At 67.3% G+C, this 15,786-nt stretch carries 14 protein-coding genes and 1 tRNA gene; 7 read left to right on the forward strand and 8 right to left on the reverse strand.

Annotated elements, in window-relative coordinates; genetic code table 11:
* Positions 1–90: 90 nt before the first annotated feature.
* Together xylB and xylA are read right to left on the reverse strand one after the other, a co-directional pair.
* A complete protein-coding gene (xylB, locus tag U7114_RS07770; protein ID WP_323057027.1) occupies positions 91–1,509 on the reverse strand; it encodes a xylulokinase in 1,419 nt (472 codons plus the stop codon).
* Between the two features lie 3 nt (positions 1,510–1,512).
* On the reverse strand, positions 1,513–2,700 hold the full coding sequence (gene xylA, locus U7114_RS07775; RefSeq protein WP_323057028.1) for a xylose isomerase: 1,188 nt from the start codon (positions 2,698–2,700) through the stop codon (positions 1,513–1,515).
* A 138-nt stretch (positions 2,701–2,838) separates the two neighbouring features.
* Here xylA and U7114_RS07780 point away from each other — a divergent pair, with 138 nt between their 5' ends.
* Positions 2,839–4,068 carry an ROK family protein gene (locus tag U7114_RS07780; protein WP_323057029.1) on the forward strand — a complete coding sequence of 410 codons (1,230 nt, stop codon included), beginning with the start codon at positions 2,839–2,841 and terminating at the stop codon, positions 4,066–4,068.
* 63 nt (positions 4,069–4,131) lie between these two features.
* Here the strand turns inward: U7114_RS07780 and U7114_RS07785 are convergent.
* Positions 4,132–4,204, reverse strand: a tRNA-Arg gene (locus U7114_RS07785).
* Between the two features lie 214 nt (positions 4,205–4,418).
* Between U7114_RS07785 and U7114_RS07790 the strand changes: the two genes are divergently transcribed.
* The 3 genes from U7114_RS07790 to ettA all read left to right on the forward strand — a co-directional run bounded on the left by U7114_RS07790 (position 4,419) and on the right by ettA (position 7,499).
* Positions 4,419–4,979, forward strand: coding sequence for a single-stranded DNA-binding protein (locus U7114_RS07790; protein WP_321213762.1), 561 nt, complete (start codon positions 4,419–4,421; stop codon positions 4,977–4,979).
* Positions 4,980–5,110: 131 nt separating this feature from the next.
* A complete protein-coding gene (locus tag U7114_RS07795; RefSeq protein ID WP_323057030.1) occupies positions 5,111–5,764 on the forward strand; it encodes a DUF6993 domain-containing protein in 654 nt (217 codons plus the stop codon).
* Between the two features lie 52 nt (positions 5,765–5,816).
* Positions 5,817–7,499 (forward strand): energy-dependent translational throttle protein EttA, encoded by a 1,683-nt coding sequence (ettA, locus tag U7114_RS07800; protein WP_157241951.1) that lies wholly within the window; start codon positions 5,817–5,819, stop codon positions 7,497–7,499.
* A 95-nt stretch (positions 7,500–7,594) separates the two neighbouring features.
* Here ettA and U7114_RS07805 read toward each other — a convergent pair whose 3' ends face one another.
* Positions 7,595–8,575 (reverse strand): acyl-CoA thioesterase, encoded by a 981-nt coding sequence (locus tag U7114_RS07805; RefSeq protein WP_157241952.1) that lies wholly within the window; start codon positions 8,573–8,575, stop codon positions 7,595–7,597.
* Positions 8,576–8,638: 63 nt separating this feature from the next.
* Here U7114_RS07805 and U7114_RS07810 point away from each other — a divergent pair, with 63 nt between their 5' ends.
* Positions 8,639–9,298, forward strand: coding sequence for a hypothetical protein (locus tag U7114_RS07810; protein ID WP_321213760.1), 660 nt, complete (start codon positions 8,639–8,641; stop codon positions 9,296–9,298).
* A gap of 17 nt (positions 9,299–9,315) precedes the next feature.
* Here U7114_RS07810 and U7114_RS07815 read toward each other — a convergent pair whose 3' ends face one another.
* Both U7114_RS07815 and U7114_RS07820 read right to left on the reverse strand, forming a co-directional pair.
* The gene (locus U7114_RS07815) at positions 9,316–9,759 is read right to left on the reverse strand and encodes a globin (RefSeq protein WP_157241954.1); all 444 of its coding nucleotides are present in this window, start codon (positions 9,757–9,759) and stop codon (positions 9,316–9,318) included.
* Positions 9,760–9,761: 2 nt separating this feature from the next.
* Positions 9,762–10,445 carry a mechanosensitive ion channel family protein gene (locus U7114_RS07820; RefSeq protein WP_157241955.1) on the reverse strand — a complete coding sequence of 228 codons (684 nt, stop codon included), beginning with the start codon at positions 10,443–10,445 and terminating at the stop codon, positions 9,762–9,764.
* A 117-nt stretch (positions 10,446–10,562) separates the two neighbouring features.
* Here U7114_RS07820 and U7114_RS07825 point away from each other — a divergent pair, with 117 nt between their 5' ends.
* Positions 10,563–11,546, forward strand: a complete 984-nt coding sequence (locus U7114_RS07825; RefSeq protein WP_323057031.1) for an NAD-dependent epimerase/dehydratase family protein — start codon at positions 10,563–10,565, stop codon at positions 11,544–11,546.
* Here the strand turns inward: U7114_RS07825 and U7114_RS07830 are convergent.
* Positions 11,543–12,016: an OsmC family protein gene (locus U7114_RS07830; RefSeq protein ID WP_157241957.1), complete on the reverse strand. Its 474-nt coding sequence runs from the start codon at positions 12,014–12,016 to the stop codon at positions 11,543–11,545. The two genes, U7114_RS07825 and U7114_RS07830, sit on opposite strands and share 4 nt — an antisense overlap.
* The gene (gene pepN, locus U7114_RS07835; RefSeq protein WP_323057032.1) at positions 12,013–14,592 is read right to left on the reverse strand and encodes an aminopeptidase N; all 2,580 of its coding nucleotides are present in this window, start codon (positions 14,590–14,592) and stop codon (positions 12,013–12,015) included. Before pepN ends, U7114_RS07830 begins: the two co-directional genes overlap by 4 nt.
* A 166-nt stretch (positions 14,593–14,758) precedes the next feature.
* On the opposite strand from pepN, the gene U7114_RS07840 reads away from it, so the two are divergent.
* Complete coding sequence (locus tag U7114_RS07840; protein ID WP_321213755.1) at positions 14,759–15,778, forward strand: hypothetical protein; 1,020 nt, start codon at positions 14,759–14,761, stop codon at positions 15,776–15,778.
* Positions 15,779–15,786: the final 8 nt, after the last annotated feature.

The raw sequence follows: 15,786 nt of genomic DNA on the forward strand, positions 1-15,786 counted from the left end.
AGACCCGGACCGCGCAGTGAATTCATCACAGTGCGGTCCGGGCCTTTCGCGTGGAAACGCCAGGCGGGCCCGGCGTCAGGTATCCCGGTGTCAGGTATATAGGGAGGCGCAGCGGCGGTACCGTGCCAGCACCCCGCCGTCGTCCTGCCCGGCAGGGAGGTCGACGGCGTCCAGCGCCCACTGCGGAAATTCCCCGGTGAGTGCCGCTGCGGCCTGGCGGGCGGCGCCGTCGGCCACATACTCACCCGGGCGCGGCACGGTGATGCTGATTCCCAGCAGTTGCGCTGCCGCCTCTTGTACTGCCGCGGACTGCGCTCCGCCGCCCACCAGGATGATGCGCCGCGCCTGCACGCCTTGTTGCTGCAGGGCGGCCAGGCCGTCCGCGAGCGAACAGACCACGCCTTCGACGGCGGCCCGGGCCAGGTTGGCCGGCGTGTAGTTCCCGCGGGTGATGCCGTGCAGGGAACCGGTGGCGTCGGGCAGGTTCGGCGTGCGCTCGCCGTCGAAATAGGGAACGAGGGTGAGGCCCCCGGCGCCTGGTCCGGCGGACAGCGCCAGCTCATTGAACTCCGCAATGCTGACGTCCAGCAGGGCTGCAGTGGCCTCAAAAACGCGGGTGGCGTTCAGGGTGCACACCAGCGGCAGGTAGTTCCCGGAAGCATCGGCGAACCCGGCCACCAGCCCGGACGGGTCGGCGGCCGGTGTATCGGACACGGCGAAGACCGTCCCCGAGGTGCCCAGCGACATCACCACGTCACCCACGCCGGCGCCCACTCCCAGTGCCGCCGCCGCGTTGTCCCCGGCGCCGGCGGCCAGGAGGGCGCCCTCCGGTGTCTTGCCCACGACCTCCAGCGGGCCCACGACGCCGGGCAGCAGCGGAACGTGCCCCAGCGAGGACTCCAGGAGCCCTGGCAGGTACTCGCCGGTCGCCGTCGCGTAGTAGCCCGTACCGGAGGCGTCGGAACGGTCAGTGGCGAGGGCCTCGAGGTTTCCCGGACCGCTGCCTGGCCCGTGGTCCGCCAGCCGCCAGGTCAGCCAGTCATGCGGCAGGCAGACTGCCGCAACTTTGGCGGCGTTCTCCGGCTCGTTGGCGGCCAGCCAGTGAAGTTTGGTCAGCGTCAGCGAGGCGACCGGGACGGTGCCGGTTGCGCCGGCCCAGTAGCGGGCGCCGGCGGCAGTGTCGCCGTCGCCCGCATTGCTGATCAGTTGCAGTGCCGCGCCGGCACTGCGGGTGTCATTCCACAGCAGTGCCGGCCGGACCACCTGGCCCTCGCTGTCCAGGCAGACCATGCCGTGCTGCTGCCCGCCCACCGAGACTGCTGCCACATCGTCCAGGCCGCCGGCCTGGTGTAGTGCGTCCTGCAGGGCGGCCCACCAGTGATCCGGGTGGATCTCGGTCCCGTCCGGGTGGCCCGCCCTGCCCTGCCGGACCAATGCTCCCGTGTCCGCATCGCGGATCACCACTTTGCAGGACTGGGTGGAGCTGTCGATCCCTGCTACGAGTGCCATGATTTACCGGGCGCCCAGGAGGTGTTCGATGGCGAGCTGGTTGAGGCGGACGAAGGCGAAGGAGCGTTCGCCGGCCTTGTCGGCGTCGAAGTCCTCGAAGACGGTGGTGTCCGCGAGCAGGTCCGCGGCGGTTTCGCCGGCCGCGAGGGTGCTCTCGCCGAGTTCGAAGACCCCGGAGGTCGTGAGGGCTTCCTGGACTTCGGGGTCTGCGCGGAACGCAAGGGCGCGCTCCTTGAGGAGCAGGTACATGGCCATGTTGGACTTGGCCGATTCCCAGACGCCGTCGTAGCCGTCGGTGCGGGAGGGCTTGTAGTCGAAGTGGCGCGGGCCTTCGTAGCGGGGCCCGCCGCCCGGGAAGCCGTTTTCGAGCAGGTCTACGGTGAAGAACGCGCTGGTGAGGTCGCCGTGGCCGAAGACGAGGTCCTGGTCGTACTTGATGCCGCGCTGGCCGTTGAGGTCGATGTGGAAGAGCTTGCCGGCCCACAGGGCCTGGGCGATGCCGTGGGTGAAGTTGAGCCCTGCCATCTGCTCGTGCCCGGTTTCCGGGTTGAGGCCCACGATGTCGCCGTGCTCGAGTTGGGCGATGAACGCCAGGCCGTGGCCGACGGTGGGCAGGAATATGTCGCCGCGGGGTTCGTTGGGCTTGGGCTCCAGTGCGATGCGCAGGTTGTAGCCCTTGTCCTTGATGTAGGCGGCGGCGGTGTCCACGCCTTCCTTCATCCGGTCCAGGGCCGCGGAGAGGTCCTTCGAGCCGTCGTATTCGCTGCCTTCGCGCCCGCCCCACATCACGAACGTTTCGGCGCCGAACTCTGCGGCGGAGTCGATGTTGCGCAGCACCTTGGACAGGGCGAAGCGGCGGATGGAGCGGTCGTTGGAGGTGAAGCCGCCGTCCTTGAACACCGGGTGGCTGAACAGGTTGGTGGTCACCATCGGGACCTTCAGGCCGGTCTCGGCCAGGGCTGCCTTGAAGTTCTTGAGGATCAGGTCACGTTCCGAGGCGCTGGCGTCGAAGGGGACCAGGTCGTTGTCGTGGAAGGTGATGCCGTAGGCGCCCAGTTCGGCCAGCCGGTGGACCGCCTCCACGGGATCCAGGGCGGCGCGGGTGGCCACACCGAACGGATCGGCGCCCGTCCAGCCCACGGTCCAGAGGCCGAAGGTGAACTTGTCAGCGGGGGTGGGGGAGAGAGTCATGATGCGTCCTTGCACTCGATGGTCGCCGGTTGCGGCACTATTAGTTTAGTGCTTGAACTATATAAGCGAGTCTACGCTAGGGTCAATAGCGAAGGGCCCGTGAGGGACGGCCCCGCTTCCAGCCCGAGGAGAACGGCCATGGCCAGTACCGCACCTGCCACTGCACTGTCCGACGCCGCCGGCCCGGGGAACATGGCGGACGTTCGGCGGAACAACCTCGCCCTGGTCCTTGCCAGGGTGGCGCAGGCACCGGCCGGCACCCATCCGACCCGCGCACAGGTGGCCGCGGCCACAGGGCTGACCAAAGCTTCTGTTTCGAGCATCGTCCTGGACCTTTTGGGCGCCGGCCTCCTGCGCGAGGTCGGCCTGAGCCGGCAGGGGGAGCGGGGCCGGCCGGGGGTCGGGCTGGAACTGAATCCGGCGCGGGGTGTCATGGGTATGGAAATCAACGTCGATTACATTGCGGCCGGAGTGACCGACCTTTCCGGAACCCTGGTGGTGCAAGAAATCCGGGAACGGGACAACCGCGACAGCGACAGCGCCCCCGTGCTGTCCGCACTCGCCGCGCTCGCCGCCGACGTCCGGAAGGCGGCAGCGTCTACGGGTGTTGAGGTCCTGGGCGGAGGGCTCGCCGTACCCGGCCTCGTTGACGCCGGCAGTTCAACCGTGACCGCCGCCCCGAACCTGGGCTGGCTGGGGACGAAGCTGGACATGGGGCGGCTGCTTCCCGACGTGCCGCTGGGGGTCTCCCTCTTCAACGAGGCCAATGCTGCCGCGCTCGCGGAACTGGCCCACGGCTCCCACGGAAGGCGGGACTTCCTGTTCGTCTCCGGCGAGGTGGGCGTCGGCGGCGGCCTGGTGATCAATTCGGAGCTTTTCACCGGCCCTGAAGGCAACGCCGGGGAGGTCGGCCACATCGTTGTGCAGCCGGAGGGGGTCCGCTGCTCCTGCGGCGGGACGGGGTGCCTGGAGACGATAGCCGGGCAGGATGCAATTTTTTCTGCTGCCGGTATCGCCGCGAAGGGGTGGTCAAGGTCTGAGAGCATGGCCCGTCTGCTGGGCGCCCTCGGCGCTGAGGACCCCGCTGCCCTGCTCGCCGTCCAACGGGCCGGGACTGCGCTGGGCGTGGCGGTGGCGTCGACGTCCCGCGTGGTGGACATCAGGGCTGTGGTGCTTGGCGGACACTTTGCCGTCCTGGACCAGTGGCTCCGCGGGCCGCTTTTGGACAGCCTTGCCAAGTACGCGCCGGGTGCGCTGTCCCCGGCGCACGTCACCATCTCCGCGGTAGGGGATGCGGGGGCCCTGCTGGGCGCTGCCGGCAGCGTGGTTCGCTCTCTGGTGGAAGCGCCGCACCGGCTGCAATCCTGAAACCCTGACGGCATGTGTGGCCCCAAACGCCCCGGTCCGTGAACCGGGGCGTTTGCCCATGGGTGCCCCAGGAGGGAATCGAACCCCCGACCGGCGGATTAGAAGGCCGCTGCTCTATCCCCTGAGCTACTGAGGCAATGGATTCCGGAGCTGAAGTCCGGCGCCTCAAAAAGTTTACATTGCCCGAAGTCCCGGCGTCGTCAGTGACCTGCGGCGGCTCACTAATCCTCCACAGGCGGCCGCAGCCGCAGGTTATGCACATAGGCGAACCCCTGCCTCCCCGGTGGCCAGCGCCGGCGCCATGCTGGTCTTGCCTGCTAGGGCACCACCATTGACGACAGGACGTGAAGATGAGCGACACAATAACCATTCGGGGCTTCGTTGCTACCGAGATCAAGAGCGCCACAACTCCAGGGGGAGTTGCCACAGCCTCCTTCCGTATCGGTTCCACCTCGCGCCGGTTCGACAAGGAATCCGGCACCTGGACGGATGGCCACACGAACTGGTTCCTGGTCCAGGGCTATCGCCACCTCGCGGGAAGCATGGGCTGCAGCATCAGGAAAGGCCAGCCGGTCATCGTGGTTGGCAAGCTGAAGATCCGCAGTTGGGAAAGGGACGGCAGGGTCTTCTACTCACACACCATTGACGCCGACGCCGTGGGTCACGACCTGACGTGGGGTACGGCCAACTTCATCCGGTCCTCCACAAAACCGCTCCTCTCGCTCGTGGAGCCGGCGCCGCCCCTCGACGCCGAGCACCGGGCCGGCGCTGAGGGAACGTTCGACGAACCGGAGGACGGCGACGACGATCCCGACGGCGGCGATCCTGCCGCAGCGTACATCGAGGACAGTAACGGCAGCCTCGTGTCACTGGACCTGGAGACGGGGGAACTCGCCGAATCCGGAGTCTAGGTTTTCCATATCAGCGTCCCCTATCAACGGTTCCCCCGGTTCCTTGGCGGGCAGTGCCGCGGCACCCCCCGGCCGTGCACTGTCCGCCCAGGTTGCGGAGCCGGGACCAGGCCGCATGGCAGAATGACACCATGCGGCATACCCCTGACCACCGGCAGAACTCAACAGCCGGTGCCTCATCGGCCAGCCCCTCAGCCACCGTTCCCGGAGCCACCGTTCCCGGAGCTGCCATTCCTGGAGCTGCCGTTCCTGGAGCTGCCGTTCCTGGAGTTGCCCCGCCCAGCGCCGCGCGCCGGTTGCTGGCGGCCGTAACCGCCACAGTGCTGGCGGCAGGTTTATCGGGCTGCGTCAGCGGAACCTTGTCGGGTGCAACATCCACTGCTGCAGCCTCCGCCGGCCCCGCAGCAACGGAAACACGGGCTGCAGCAACACAGACAAATGCCGCCGGACCGCTGGCGGACACATCCGGGACCGCATCCGCCGCGGCAGCGGCGGCTGCCACTGAAACGGCCAAGAGGACCGTGACAGAGGCGCTGGCCAGGCTGGCCGCGGGATCGCCCAAACCCGCCACCGCACAAGTCACGGAAGCCCTCACGGGCGCGGGAATCGCCCCCGCGGCGTTGGAGGTTTCGCAGAGCCGCACCCCCACCGGCCTTGAAGCGGATGCCATCGAGGCGGCCGTGCTCCAGGGACAGGACTGCGTGATCGGCCAGGTCCGCGACGGCGCCGTGACAGTGACAGTGTTGCCCGTCCTGGCGAGCGGGAAGTGCTTTGTAGGCTCGTAAGCCTGTTGCGCGGAATGTGAGATATGCCTGCCCACCCACTAGATTTGGAACCATGGCGGAATTTATCTACACAATGACCAAGGCCCGCAAAGCCGTTGGCGAAAAACTCATTCTTGACGACGTAAGCATGTCCTTCTTCCCCGGCGCCAAGATCGGTGTTGTGGGCCCGAACGGTGCCGGTAAGTCCACCATCCTCAAAATCATGGCCGGACTGGACACTCCCTCCAACGGTGAGGCCCGGTTAAGCCCCGGCTACACCGTGGGCATCCTGCTCCAGGAGCCCCCGCTCAACGAGGAAAAGACCGTCCTGGGCAACGTCCAGGAGGGTGTGGGCGAGATCTACGGCAAGATCCAGCGCTTCAACGAAATCTCCGAGGAAATGGCCAGCCCCGACGCTGACTACGACACCCTCCTCGAGGAAATGGGCCACCTGCAGGAAGCCATCGATGCCGCGGACGCCTGGGACCTGGACTCGCAGCTGGAGCAGGCCATGGACGCCCTCCGCTGCCCGCCCGCGGACGCCGACGTCACCAACCTCTCCGGTGGTGAACGCCGCCGCGTAGCCCTGTGCAAACTCCTGCTGCAGAAGCCGGACCTGCTGCTCCTGGACGAGCCCACCAACCACCTGGACGCCGAAAGCGTGCTGTGGCTCGAACAGCACCTGTCCACCTACGCGGGTGCAGTCCTCGCCGTCACCCACGACCGGTACTTCCTGGACCACGTCGCGGAATGGATCGCCGAAGTGGACCGCGGCCACCTCTACCCCTACGAGGGCAACTACTCCACTTACCTGGAGAAGAAGCGTGCCCGCCTGGAGATCCAGGGCAAGAAGGACGCCAAGCAGGCCAAGCGCCTCAGCGAGGAACTTGAGTGGGTCCGGTCCAACGCCAAGGGCCGCCAGACCAAGTCCAAGGCCCGTCTGGCCCGCTACGAGGAGATGGCCGCGGAGGCGGACCGCACGCGCAAGCTGGACTTCGAAGAGATCCAGATCCCGCCGGGACCCCGCTTGGGCGGCCTGGTGCTGGAAGCGAAGAACCTCCAGAAGGGCTTCGAGGACCGCACCCTCATCGACGGCCTGTCCTTCAGCCTGCCCCGCAACGGCATCGTGGGCGTCATCGGCCCCAACGGCGTCGGCAAGACCACGCTGTTCAAGACCATCGTGGGGCTGGAACCGCTTGACGGCGGTGACCTGAAGATCGGCGACTCCGTCAAGATCTCCTACGCGGACCAGAGCCGCGGCGGCATCGACCCCAACAAGACCTTGTGGGAAGTTGTCTCCGACGGCCTGGACTTCATCCAGGTGGGCCACGTCGAAATGCCGTCCCGCGCCTACGTTGCCGCCTTCGGCTTCAAGGGCCCGGACCAGCAGAAGAAGGCCGGTGTGCTCTCCGGCGGTGAGCGCAATCGCCTGAACCTGGCGCTGACCCTCAAACAGGGCGGCAACCTGCTGCTCCTCGATGAGCCCACCAACGACCTCGACGTCGAAACGCTCAGCAGCCTCGAAAACGCACTGCTCGAGTTCCCCGGCTGCGCCGTGGTGGTCTCCCACGACCGCTGGTTCCTGGACCGGGTGGCCACGCACATCCTGGCCTATGAAGGCGACGAGGAAAACCCCTCCAAGTGGTACTGGTTCGAGGGCAACTTCGAATCCTACGAGGAGAACAAGGTGGAGCGCCTCGGCCCGGACGCCGCCAAGCCGCACCGCGTCACGCACCGCCGCCTCACCCGCGACTGACACCAGGCGCAGAGCGCACAAAGACGAACAGGCCGGCACCCCCACTGGGTGCCGGCCTGTTCGTCTTCCCGCTGAAGGCGGAGTTCCGGGTGGTACTAGTCCCGCCCGGCCTTGCGGATCTGGTGCTCCATCAGCTTCGACTGGAAAGCGCCCACCACTTTGTTCTTCAGGTCGGTAGGCACGCGGATCATTCCCTCCTGCGCGACGGAGGCAACGTGCTGCCCCGCCTGGTTGAAGATCTTGCCGGTCGCGAGTCCACGGGCCCCTTGGGCGCTGGGTGACTCCTGGACATACAGGAGCCATTCGTCCACGCGGGCAGGCCGGTGCCACCACATGGCATGGTCCAGGCTTGCCACGTTCATCCCTGGCGTGATCCAGCTCAGCCCGTGGCGCCGCAGGATGGACTCAAGGAGGGTGTAGTCGCTGGCGTACGCCAGGGCTGCCCGGTGCAGGTTGGGGTTGTCCGGCATCGGCCCGAAGGTCTTCATCCACACCGCATTCCGCGCTTCCCTCTTGCCCTTAGCCGACACGTACAAGGGGGGATCGACGTGCCGGATATCGAACGGCCGTTCGTAGGCCCAGTGCCGTGCCACCGGATGGTCGAACTTGCCGAGCAGGTCGGCGGTGCTTGGCAGTGACTCCGGGTCCGGGATGCCGCCGGGCATCGTGGACTCGTGCTCCACGCCTTCGTCCTCGCCCTGGAAGGACGCGATCATCGACAGGATGGGCACGCCCTCCTGGTACGCATGGACCCGCCGGGCGGAAAAGGACCGGCCGTCCCGCAGGCGCTGGACGCCGAAGGTGATGGGCTTGTTCGCGTCCCCCGGGCGCAGGAAGTAGCCATGCATGGAATGGACAAAACGTTCCGGGTCCACCGTCCTGATGGACGCGATGAGCGACTGTGCCAGCACCTGGCCGCCGAACACGCGGTGGTGGGGCTGCTGCTGGGACGGACCCAGGAAGATGTCCTCGTCCGTCCGGGCACCCTCCAGCTCACCAAGGTCAAGGAGGGAGATGAGCGATGAGGTGGGGTCCCCGCTGGGGAGCGCCAGGATTTCGGCGTCGGCTTCAGTCATGGTTTGACTCTAGACGGCCCCCCGGCACTGCTCAACAAAGGTCCAGCGGGTAGTGTTCTTGGTGTGTCTGATCTACTCACCTCGTCCTTCCGCTTCGCCGATCCCCAGGATCTCGCTGACCTGAAGACTTTCGCTACGCGGGCCAAATCAATTGACGACGGCGCCATCAGGCTTCAGGCTGCAGGTTCCGTCCTCGCCGCGTACGTCTGCGTGCTGCGGCCGAGGCTGCTGGGTGAATCGACTCCCACCATTCTGGGACTGCGGACCATGGCCCTCGCGGAACCTTCGGCGACGGATGTGACAGTGTCCTTGTCCGCCGTCCTGGACCGCCTGGCGCGGGCGGGGGCGGACGACGTCGAGCTGCCGGTTCCGCCGTCCACCGTCACCGAGTCCTGGACCGGGGTGGGCGCCCCGCGGAGCGGGTGGGAGCTGATGGGTTCACGCAGCGATGCCGCGCTGCGGAAAGCCGCAGAAGCAGGAATCGCGGAAGTGGCGGGAATCGTCCCTGACAAGCCGGGGGCGCTGATCGTCAACAACGCCCGTGCCGCCGTCTGGGGCAGGGAACTGGACGACTCCGGCCTGCCGGCCGGAGCCGCTTTCGCCGCCCTGGCCCTGGGGTTCCTGGCCGACGGCGACCAGAAGCTCTACCGGGCAGGGCGCTGGTTCCGGCTTACAGGCACCCGCGGCCACGTGCTCGCGCGGACCGGAAGCGCGCTGCTCTAACGGCGGTTAGGGCAACATCAGCCGGGGCTATTCACCATGGACAGCGCGGCACGCTCCATGTAGTCCCACAGCGTTCCCTCGTAGAGCGGCGGCAGTTCCAGGGCATCCACAGCGGCACGCATGTGGAAGAGCCAGCGGTCCTTGGCCTCGGGCGTCACCTTGAACGGCATGTGCCGCATGCGGAGCCGGGGATGGCCGCGCTCCTCGCCGTAGGTGGTGGGCCCGCCCCAGTACTGTTCCAGGAACATCAGGAACCTGCGCTTCGCCGGCGCCAGGTCCTCTTCCGGATACATGGGGCGGAGGAGCGGATCGGTTGCCACTCCGTCGTAGAAGACGTCGATCAGCTTCACGAAGGTTTCATGCCCGCCCACGGCATCGTAGAAGTTGTCGGTGTAGCCGGGCTTGCTGAACGGATCGTTCTGCATCAGCTGCGGCCGCTGGGGATCGCTCGGGATTGTCATTCCTAGTCTCCGGCCTTCTGGTCAGTCTTCTTGGGTTCGGCATGATCCGTGCCCTGGTCCGTGGTGCCGTCCTCCGACTCGTGCAGCGGCACATAGTTGCCTTGCGAACGGTTGCCGACGCGCAGGATCTCGCCGTTGCGCAGGTACCAGATAGCGCCGTCGTCCGAGCGGACGCGCGTGATGCGCAGGCCCATGGACTCCACCACGCCAACAACCTCGCTGGTTTCGATCACGTCGCCGATGCCGTACTGGTCTTCAATGGTAATAAAGATCCCGGCCAGGAAGTCGCGGATCAGCTGCTGGGCACCGAAGCCGATGGCCACACCCAGGATGCCGACGCTCGTCAGGAGCGGCGCGATGTTGATGTCCAGGTTCTGCAGGACGTACATGCCCGTGATGATCACCACGAGCACGCCAACCACGCTGTTCAGCAGCGAGCCGATGGTCTCCGCGCGCTGGACGCGCCGCTCGTGGTCCAGGGCCCTAAACGCCGGGGCGGCCCATTTGAAGGTGGGTTTCTTGAAGAAGTTGCTGCCTGCCGCCACGCGCCTGGTGATCCGGGAAATCACGAACGTGGCCACCAGCCAGATGGCGACGCCGACGCCGAGGCTGATCACGATGCCCGTGACGCTGATGCCGTCCGGCTGGCTGGCGGTGGACGGAAGGATCGACAACGTGCTGACCATAAGGGGGAAGTACTCCTGCTGTTCTTCGGCTGCGCCGGGAAGGGATGCCGCAGCGCCGGTTACGCCCGGCGCGGAAGGCTCTGTTCTTCTTCAACACTATCGCCGTAGCGTCTGAACATGCGCATTCTTGTCCTCGGCGGAACAGCCTTCCTGTCCGCAGAAATTGCCCGCCAGGCGGTGGCGGCGGGACACGACGTCACCTGCCTTGCCCGAGGTTCCGCGGCGGCCCCGCCAGCGGGAACCACGTGGCTGAGGGAGGACCGTTCACTGGGCGCGGACGCCTACGCGGGCGCCGAGGGGGAGTGGGACGAGGTGGTGGACGTGGCCCGGGATCCCGTCCCCGCCGCCGAAGCCCTGGACGCCCTCGCACACCGGGCAGCGCACTGGACGTTCGTCTCCAGTTGCTCCGTCTACGCCGACGCCTCTCATGCAAACGAAACTGAGGATGCAGCGCTCCTGCAGCCCCTGGCGCCGGGAACTCCCTCCACTCCGGAGAACTACGGCGAGTCGAAGGCGGCCATCGAGGCCGCCACCCTCAAAGCGGCAGGCGGAAAAGCCCACCTCTGCCGTGCCGGCCTGATCGGCGGCCCGGGGGACAGCTCGGACCGCTACGGCTACTGGCCGGCCCGCTTCGCCAGGAACAACAAGCCGGTGGTGGTTCCCGCCGTCGACCATCCGACCCAGGTCATCGACGTCCGCGACCTTGCTGCCTGGATCCTCCGGGCGGCCGGGAAGGGCGTGGCCGGAGCGTTGAACGCCCTGGGCGGGCAGGTGGCCTTCGGAACGTATCTTGCCGCCGCCAGGGAAACCGCCGGCCACGACGGCGAGGTTCTTCCGGCGGAAGAAGAGTGGCTTGCGAACCAGGGCGTCAACTACTGGGCAGGCCCGGACTCGCTGCCGCTTTGGCTCCCGCCCGGGCATGAGGGCTTCATGGCGCGGAGCAACCGGGCAGCCGTCGCTGCCGGGCTGCAGCTGCGGCCGTGGCGGGAGACGCTGCAGGACACCTTGCGGGACGAGCGGGCGCGAGGGCTGGACAGGCCCCGGAAGGCCGGGCTGTCCCCCGGAACCGAGGCGCGCCTCGCCGCCAGGCTGCCGTCCTAAGCCGCCACTGTCACCGGTTCATGCTCCACCGGGAAGTTCACGCTGCGGGCGATGAAGCACAGCTGGTTCGCCTCGTGGTGAAGCTGGCCGGCCAGCTCCACCTGCGCCGCATCGGCCACGGTCACGTGCGGCCGAAGCGTCACGCGTTCAAACTGGCCGCTGCCGTCCCGGTTCAGGGTCATCAGCCCGAAGGCCTCGTCCCGGTAGTCCGTGACCACCACGCCGTGCTTTACCGCCACGTGCAGGAAAGAGAGCATATGGCACTGGGCAAGTGCCGCCAGGAGCAGCTGCTCCGGGTTGTACCGCTCCCGGTCTCCGTGGAAGGTGGGGTCCGCGGAGCCCTTGAGGACAGGGAGCCCCGGAATAAGGATGTCGTGGTCGCGTGAGTAGCCGCGGTAGGACGCCGTCCCGCTGCCCGAGTTGCCCGTCCACCGGACCGTCAGCTCATAGCGGTGCTCGTGCAGGCTCATGATGCAGGCACAGCTTCGCCGGGAAGGACATCCGCAGCGCGCGCCCGCAGTGCCCGGGCAACGCCGTCGCGGTTTTCCAGCATCATGCGCCGCAGCGCGGCGCTTGCGGGCGGAAGCGCCGCCAGGAAGCCGTCAGTCCGGTCCACGGTTGCCTGGCTGGTCAGCAGCGCAGGGTAGAGTCCGACGACGATCTGCTGGGCCAGTGCGTGGGTGCGGGTTTCGACGATCCGCGGCACTGCTTCGAAGTACTTTTCGGCGTAGGGCTCCAGCAGGGACCGGTCCAGCACGCGCATGAAGCCGGTGACCGCGGAGCCCTGCAGTGCATTGGAGAGCTCGCCCTTGACCACAATGGAATCCCAGGCGGCTGCCTTCGCCTCCGCCGTGGGGATGGCGGCCTTGGCAAGGGCAGCGGCATTCTGGCCGCTGGAGGTATTGTCCCGCGCAAGTTCCGCGTCGATGCCGTCCTGGCCGAGGCGTCCGCCCACCACAAGTGACGCGACCAGCTCCCAGCGCAGGTCCTGGTCAACACCCAGCCCGTCCAGGACCAGGGAGCCGTCCAGGAGGCCCGCCACCTTGTCCAGCTGGGGGGCGCTGCCGGCCAGCAGCGCAAACGACTTCACGAACTGCAGCTGCGCGTCCGAGCCGCCCGGCACCTGGGACGCCAGGTCCCACAGCCGGTCCGCCGCAGCCACCGCAGTCGCCTCGCGGTGTTCCTCGGCCACGTAGAAGTTCAGGGTGGTGGCAAGCTGGCGGAGCTGGACCAGGATCACCGAGGAATCGGATTCGGCGGCCACGTTGGCCAGGATCAGCTCCACGTACCGCCGTGCCGGGGTTTCGCCGTCCCGGGCAGCGTCCCAGGCCGAGTTCCACACGAGCGTCCGCGGCAGGCTCTGGCTGAAGTCCTTCAGGTGGGCGGTCGCGGTCGCAAGCGATTTTTCGTCCAGCCGCACCTTGGCGTAGGCGAGGTCGTCGTCATTGACCAGGACCAGGTCCGGCCGGACCAGCCCCACCAGCGCCGGAACTTCGGTCCGCCCGCCGTCGACATCCAGTTCCTCGCGGTGCACCCGCTCCAGCTTGCCGGCGTCGTTAAGGTTGTAGAAGCCCACGGCGAGCCGGTGCGGGCGGATGGTGGGCCAATCGTCCACGGCGGACTGCACGATGGCGAAGGACGTGAGCCGGCCGTCGCCGTCAACCTCGAGCTCCGGCTTCAGGGTGTTGACGCCGGCGGTTTCCAGCCACTGCCGCCCCCAGTCATCCAGGTCGCGGCCGCTGGCCTTCTCCAGTTCCACCAGCAGGTCGCCCAGCTCGGTGTTCTGCCAGGAATGCTTGGCGAAGTACTCGCGCACGCCGGCCATGAACTGGTCCGGGCCCACCCACGCCACCAGCTGGCGGAGCACCGAAGCGCCCTTGGCGTAGGTGATGCCGTCGAAGTTGACCTCCACGTCCTGCAGGTCGTTGATCTCGGCGAAGATGGGGTGCGTCGTGGGCAGCTGGTCCTGGCGGTAGGCCCAGGACTTCTCAACGGAGGCGAACGTGGTCCAGGCGCTGGTGAACTTCGTCGCCTCGACGGCTGCCAGGTGGGACATGTACTCGGCGAAGGACTCGTTGAGCCACAGGTCGTTCCACCAGCGCATTGTCACCAGGTCGCCGAACCACATATGCGCGAGTTCGTGGAGGACGGTGATGGCCCGGCGTTCCACCTGCGCGTCGGTGACTTTGCCCCGGAAGACGTAGCCCTCCAGGATGGTCACCGCGCCGGCGTTTTCCATGGCGCCGGCGTTGAACTCGGGCACAAAGAGCTGGTCGTACTTCTCGAACGGGTAGGGGCAGCCGAACTGCGCCTCGAAGAACTCAAAGCCCTGCCGGGTGAGTTCGAAGATGTTGTCCGCGTCCAGGTACTGCATCAGGGACTTCCGGGCGAAGACGCCGAGCGGGATGACGCGGCCGTCCGAGCTGGCCACCTCGCTGCGCACCGACTGGTAGGGGCCGGCAACCAGCGCAGTGACGTAAGAGGAGAGCCGGGGAGTGGGGGAGAAGGCCCACACGGAGCGGGCACCGCCGTCGTCCGCTGCGGTGGTTTCCACGGGCGCCGGCGTGGGCGAGTTCGAGATGACGTCCCAGTGGGAGGGGGCCGTGACGGTGAACGTGAAGGTTGCCTTCAGGTCCGGCTGCTCGAAGACGGCGAACATCCTGCGCGAATCAGGAACCTCGAACTGCGTGTAGAGGTAGACCTCGTTGTCCACCGGATCCACGAAGCGGTGGAGTCCCTCGCCGGTGTTCATATACGGGGCATCGGCCACCACCGTGAGTTCGTTGTGTTCCTCGAGGTCCGGGAGCTGGATCCTGACGCCGTCCGCCACTGTGGCCGGATCAAGGCTCTTGCCGTTCAGGGTGACGCTGTGCACCGCGCGTGTGATTGCGTCTATGAATGTTGAGGACCCTGGCGTCGCGCTGAACTTCACCGTGGTGGTGCTGCCAAAGACCTCTCCGCCCCGGGTCAGGTCCAGGCTGACGTCATAGGATTCGACGGCGATCAGTTCGGCACGTTCGCTGGCTTCAGCTCGCGTCAGATTCATACCTGGCAAAGTGGGGCCTCCAGAAAGGTTGCGTCTGCCTGCTGGCGTGCCCAGCGGCGGCATTGTTCATTCTTGCATTCCGCCAGCCTTGGCAAGTAGCACGGCCCGGGATGGCTGCCGCGTGAGGCGGAAAGCCGCCGGCCGGCCGTGGGAGTAGCGTTAAATCATGGGAAAGTTCATGGAGTCGATGGACACGAAAGCCCTTCGGTTTGTGGTGGGGTTCCCGCTGCTGGTGGCGGCGGCCTTCGTGGTGTGCGCCTTCCTGATCCGGCCGGACCTTCCGGAGCCGCTCGCCATCCGGTGGACGGACGACGGCGGCGCCTCCTTCGCGCCCTTCGGCGCCTACGTCACGGCAGGAGCCTTAATGATCCTGGCCGGCGGCTGGCTGGTCCTCTTCCAGGCCGTGCCCGTCAGCAGGCCCGTGCTGATGCGCCGGATCATGATGGGCGCCGGGATGTTCTTCACGCTCTTCGTCACCAGCGCCCTCGCTGCCGGCATCGTGGGACAGGCAGGGCTGGCGGACGCCCGTGAATCCCATGTGGACATGACCGTCCTGGCACTCGGAAGCGGGGCGGCCCTGTCGCTCGGCGTGATTGTTGCCTTTACCTTCAAAGCGGACCAGCAGTGGTCACCGGACGACGACCGGGCCCTTCAACTGGCCATCGCGAGGGAGGCTGACCCCGACCTGACACGGGACGACATCCGGCTCTGGGTCCATGCCCGCAGTTCGGTATTCGTCATGATCGCCATCGCATCGCTGCTTCCGTCTGCCCTTATCGCCGTTGCCGTGCCCTGGCTCGGCGCGCTCCTCGTGCTCCTCGCGGCGACGGGCGCGGCGTTCCTGTTCGCGCGCATCAAAGCCGACCGCCGCGGCCTGAAAGTCCTGCTGGCCGGCATCGTTCCGGTCATGAACGTCCCGGCCGGAGCCATCTCGGGCGCTACCGCCGCCGAGGTGAAGGCCGCAGACTATGGGGGGTGGGGCTACCGGCACCACGGCGGCACTGCCGCCATGCTCGTCAGCAGCGGTCCCGCCGTCGTCGTCAGCAAAACCGACGGCCAGCGCCTCGCGGTGAGCGGGGGCAGTACTGCCTCGGCGGCGAGGCTGGCCGAGGTACTGACGCGGGTTGCTGAAAGGGCCCGGCCCGGCGGCGGGGCGGCGCCGACTCCCGGCCAGCCGGAGTCCTAGTATTCTTG

Source organism: Pseudarthrobacter sp. C1 (assembly GCF_034720455.1).
Lineage (GTDB): Bacteria > Actinomycetota > Actinomycetes > Actinomycetales > Micrococcaceae > Arthrobacter.

What these genes read in the sequence shown, in the direction of transcription:
- U7114_RS07825 (WP_323057031.1), top strand. Translation starts at nt 10,563, where the DNA reads ATGCGCATTCTTGTCCTCGGCGGAACAGCCTTCCTGTCCGCAGAAATT.
- U7114_RS07795 (WP_323057030.1), top strand. Translation starts at nt 5,111, where the DNA reads ATGCGGCATACCCCTGACCACCGGCAGAACTCAACAGCCGGTGCCTCA.
- pepN (WP_323057032.1), bottom strand. Translation starts at nt 14,592, where the DNA reads ATGAATCTGACGCGAGCTGAAGCCAGCGAACGTGCCGAACTGATCGCC.
- xylA (WP_323057028.1), bottom strand. Translation starts at nt 2,700, where the DNA reads ATGACTCTCTCCCCCACCCCCGCTGACAAGTTCACCTTCGGCCTCTGG.
- U7114_RS07815 (WP_157241954.1), bottom strand. Translation starts at nt 9,759, where the DNA reads ATGACAATCCCGAGCGATCCCCAGCGGCCGCAGCTGATGCAGAACGAT.
- U7114_RS07780 (WP_323057029.1), top strand. Translation starts at nt 2,839, where the DNA reads ATGGCCAGTACCGCACCTGCCACTGCACTGTCCGACGCCGCCGGCCCG.
- U7114_RS07820 (WP_157241955.1), bottom strand. Translation starts at nt 10,445, where the DNA reads ATGGTCAGCACGTTGTCGATCCTTCCGTCCACCGCCAGCCAGCCGGAC.
- ettA (WP_157241951.1), top strand. Translation starts at nt 5,817, where the DNA reads ATGGCGGAATTTATCTACACAATGACCAAGGCCCGCAAAGCCGTTGGC.
- U7114_RS07840 (WP_321213755.1), top strand. Translation starts at nt 14,759, where the DNA reads ATGGGAAAGTTCATGGAGTCGATGGACACGAAAGCCCTTCGGTTTGTG.
- U7114_RS07830 (WP_157241957.1), bottom strand. Translation starts at nt 12,016, where the DNA reads ATGAGCCTGCACGAGCACCGCTATGAGCTGACGGTCCGGTGGACGGGC.
- U7114_RS07805 (WP_157241952.1), bottom strand. Translation starts at nt 8,575, where the DNA reads ATGACTGAAGCCGACGCCGAAATCCTGGCGCTCCCCAGCGGGGACCCC.
- xylB (WP_323057027.1), bottom strand. Translation starts at nt 1,509, where the DNA reads ATGGCACTCGTAGCAGGGATCGACAGCTCCACCCAGTCCTGCAAAGTG.
- U7114_RS07790 (WP_321213762.1), top strand. Translation starts at nt 4,419, where the DNA reads ATGAGCGACACAATAACCATTCGGGGCTTCGTTGCTACCGAGATCAAG.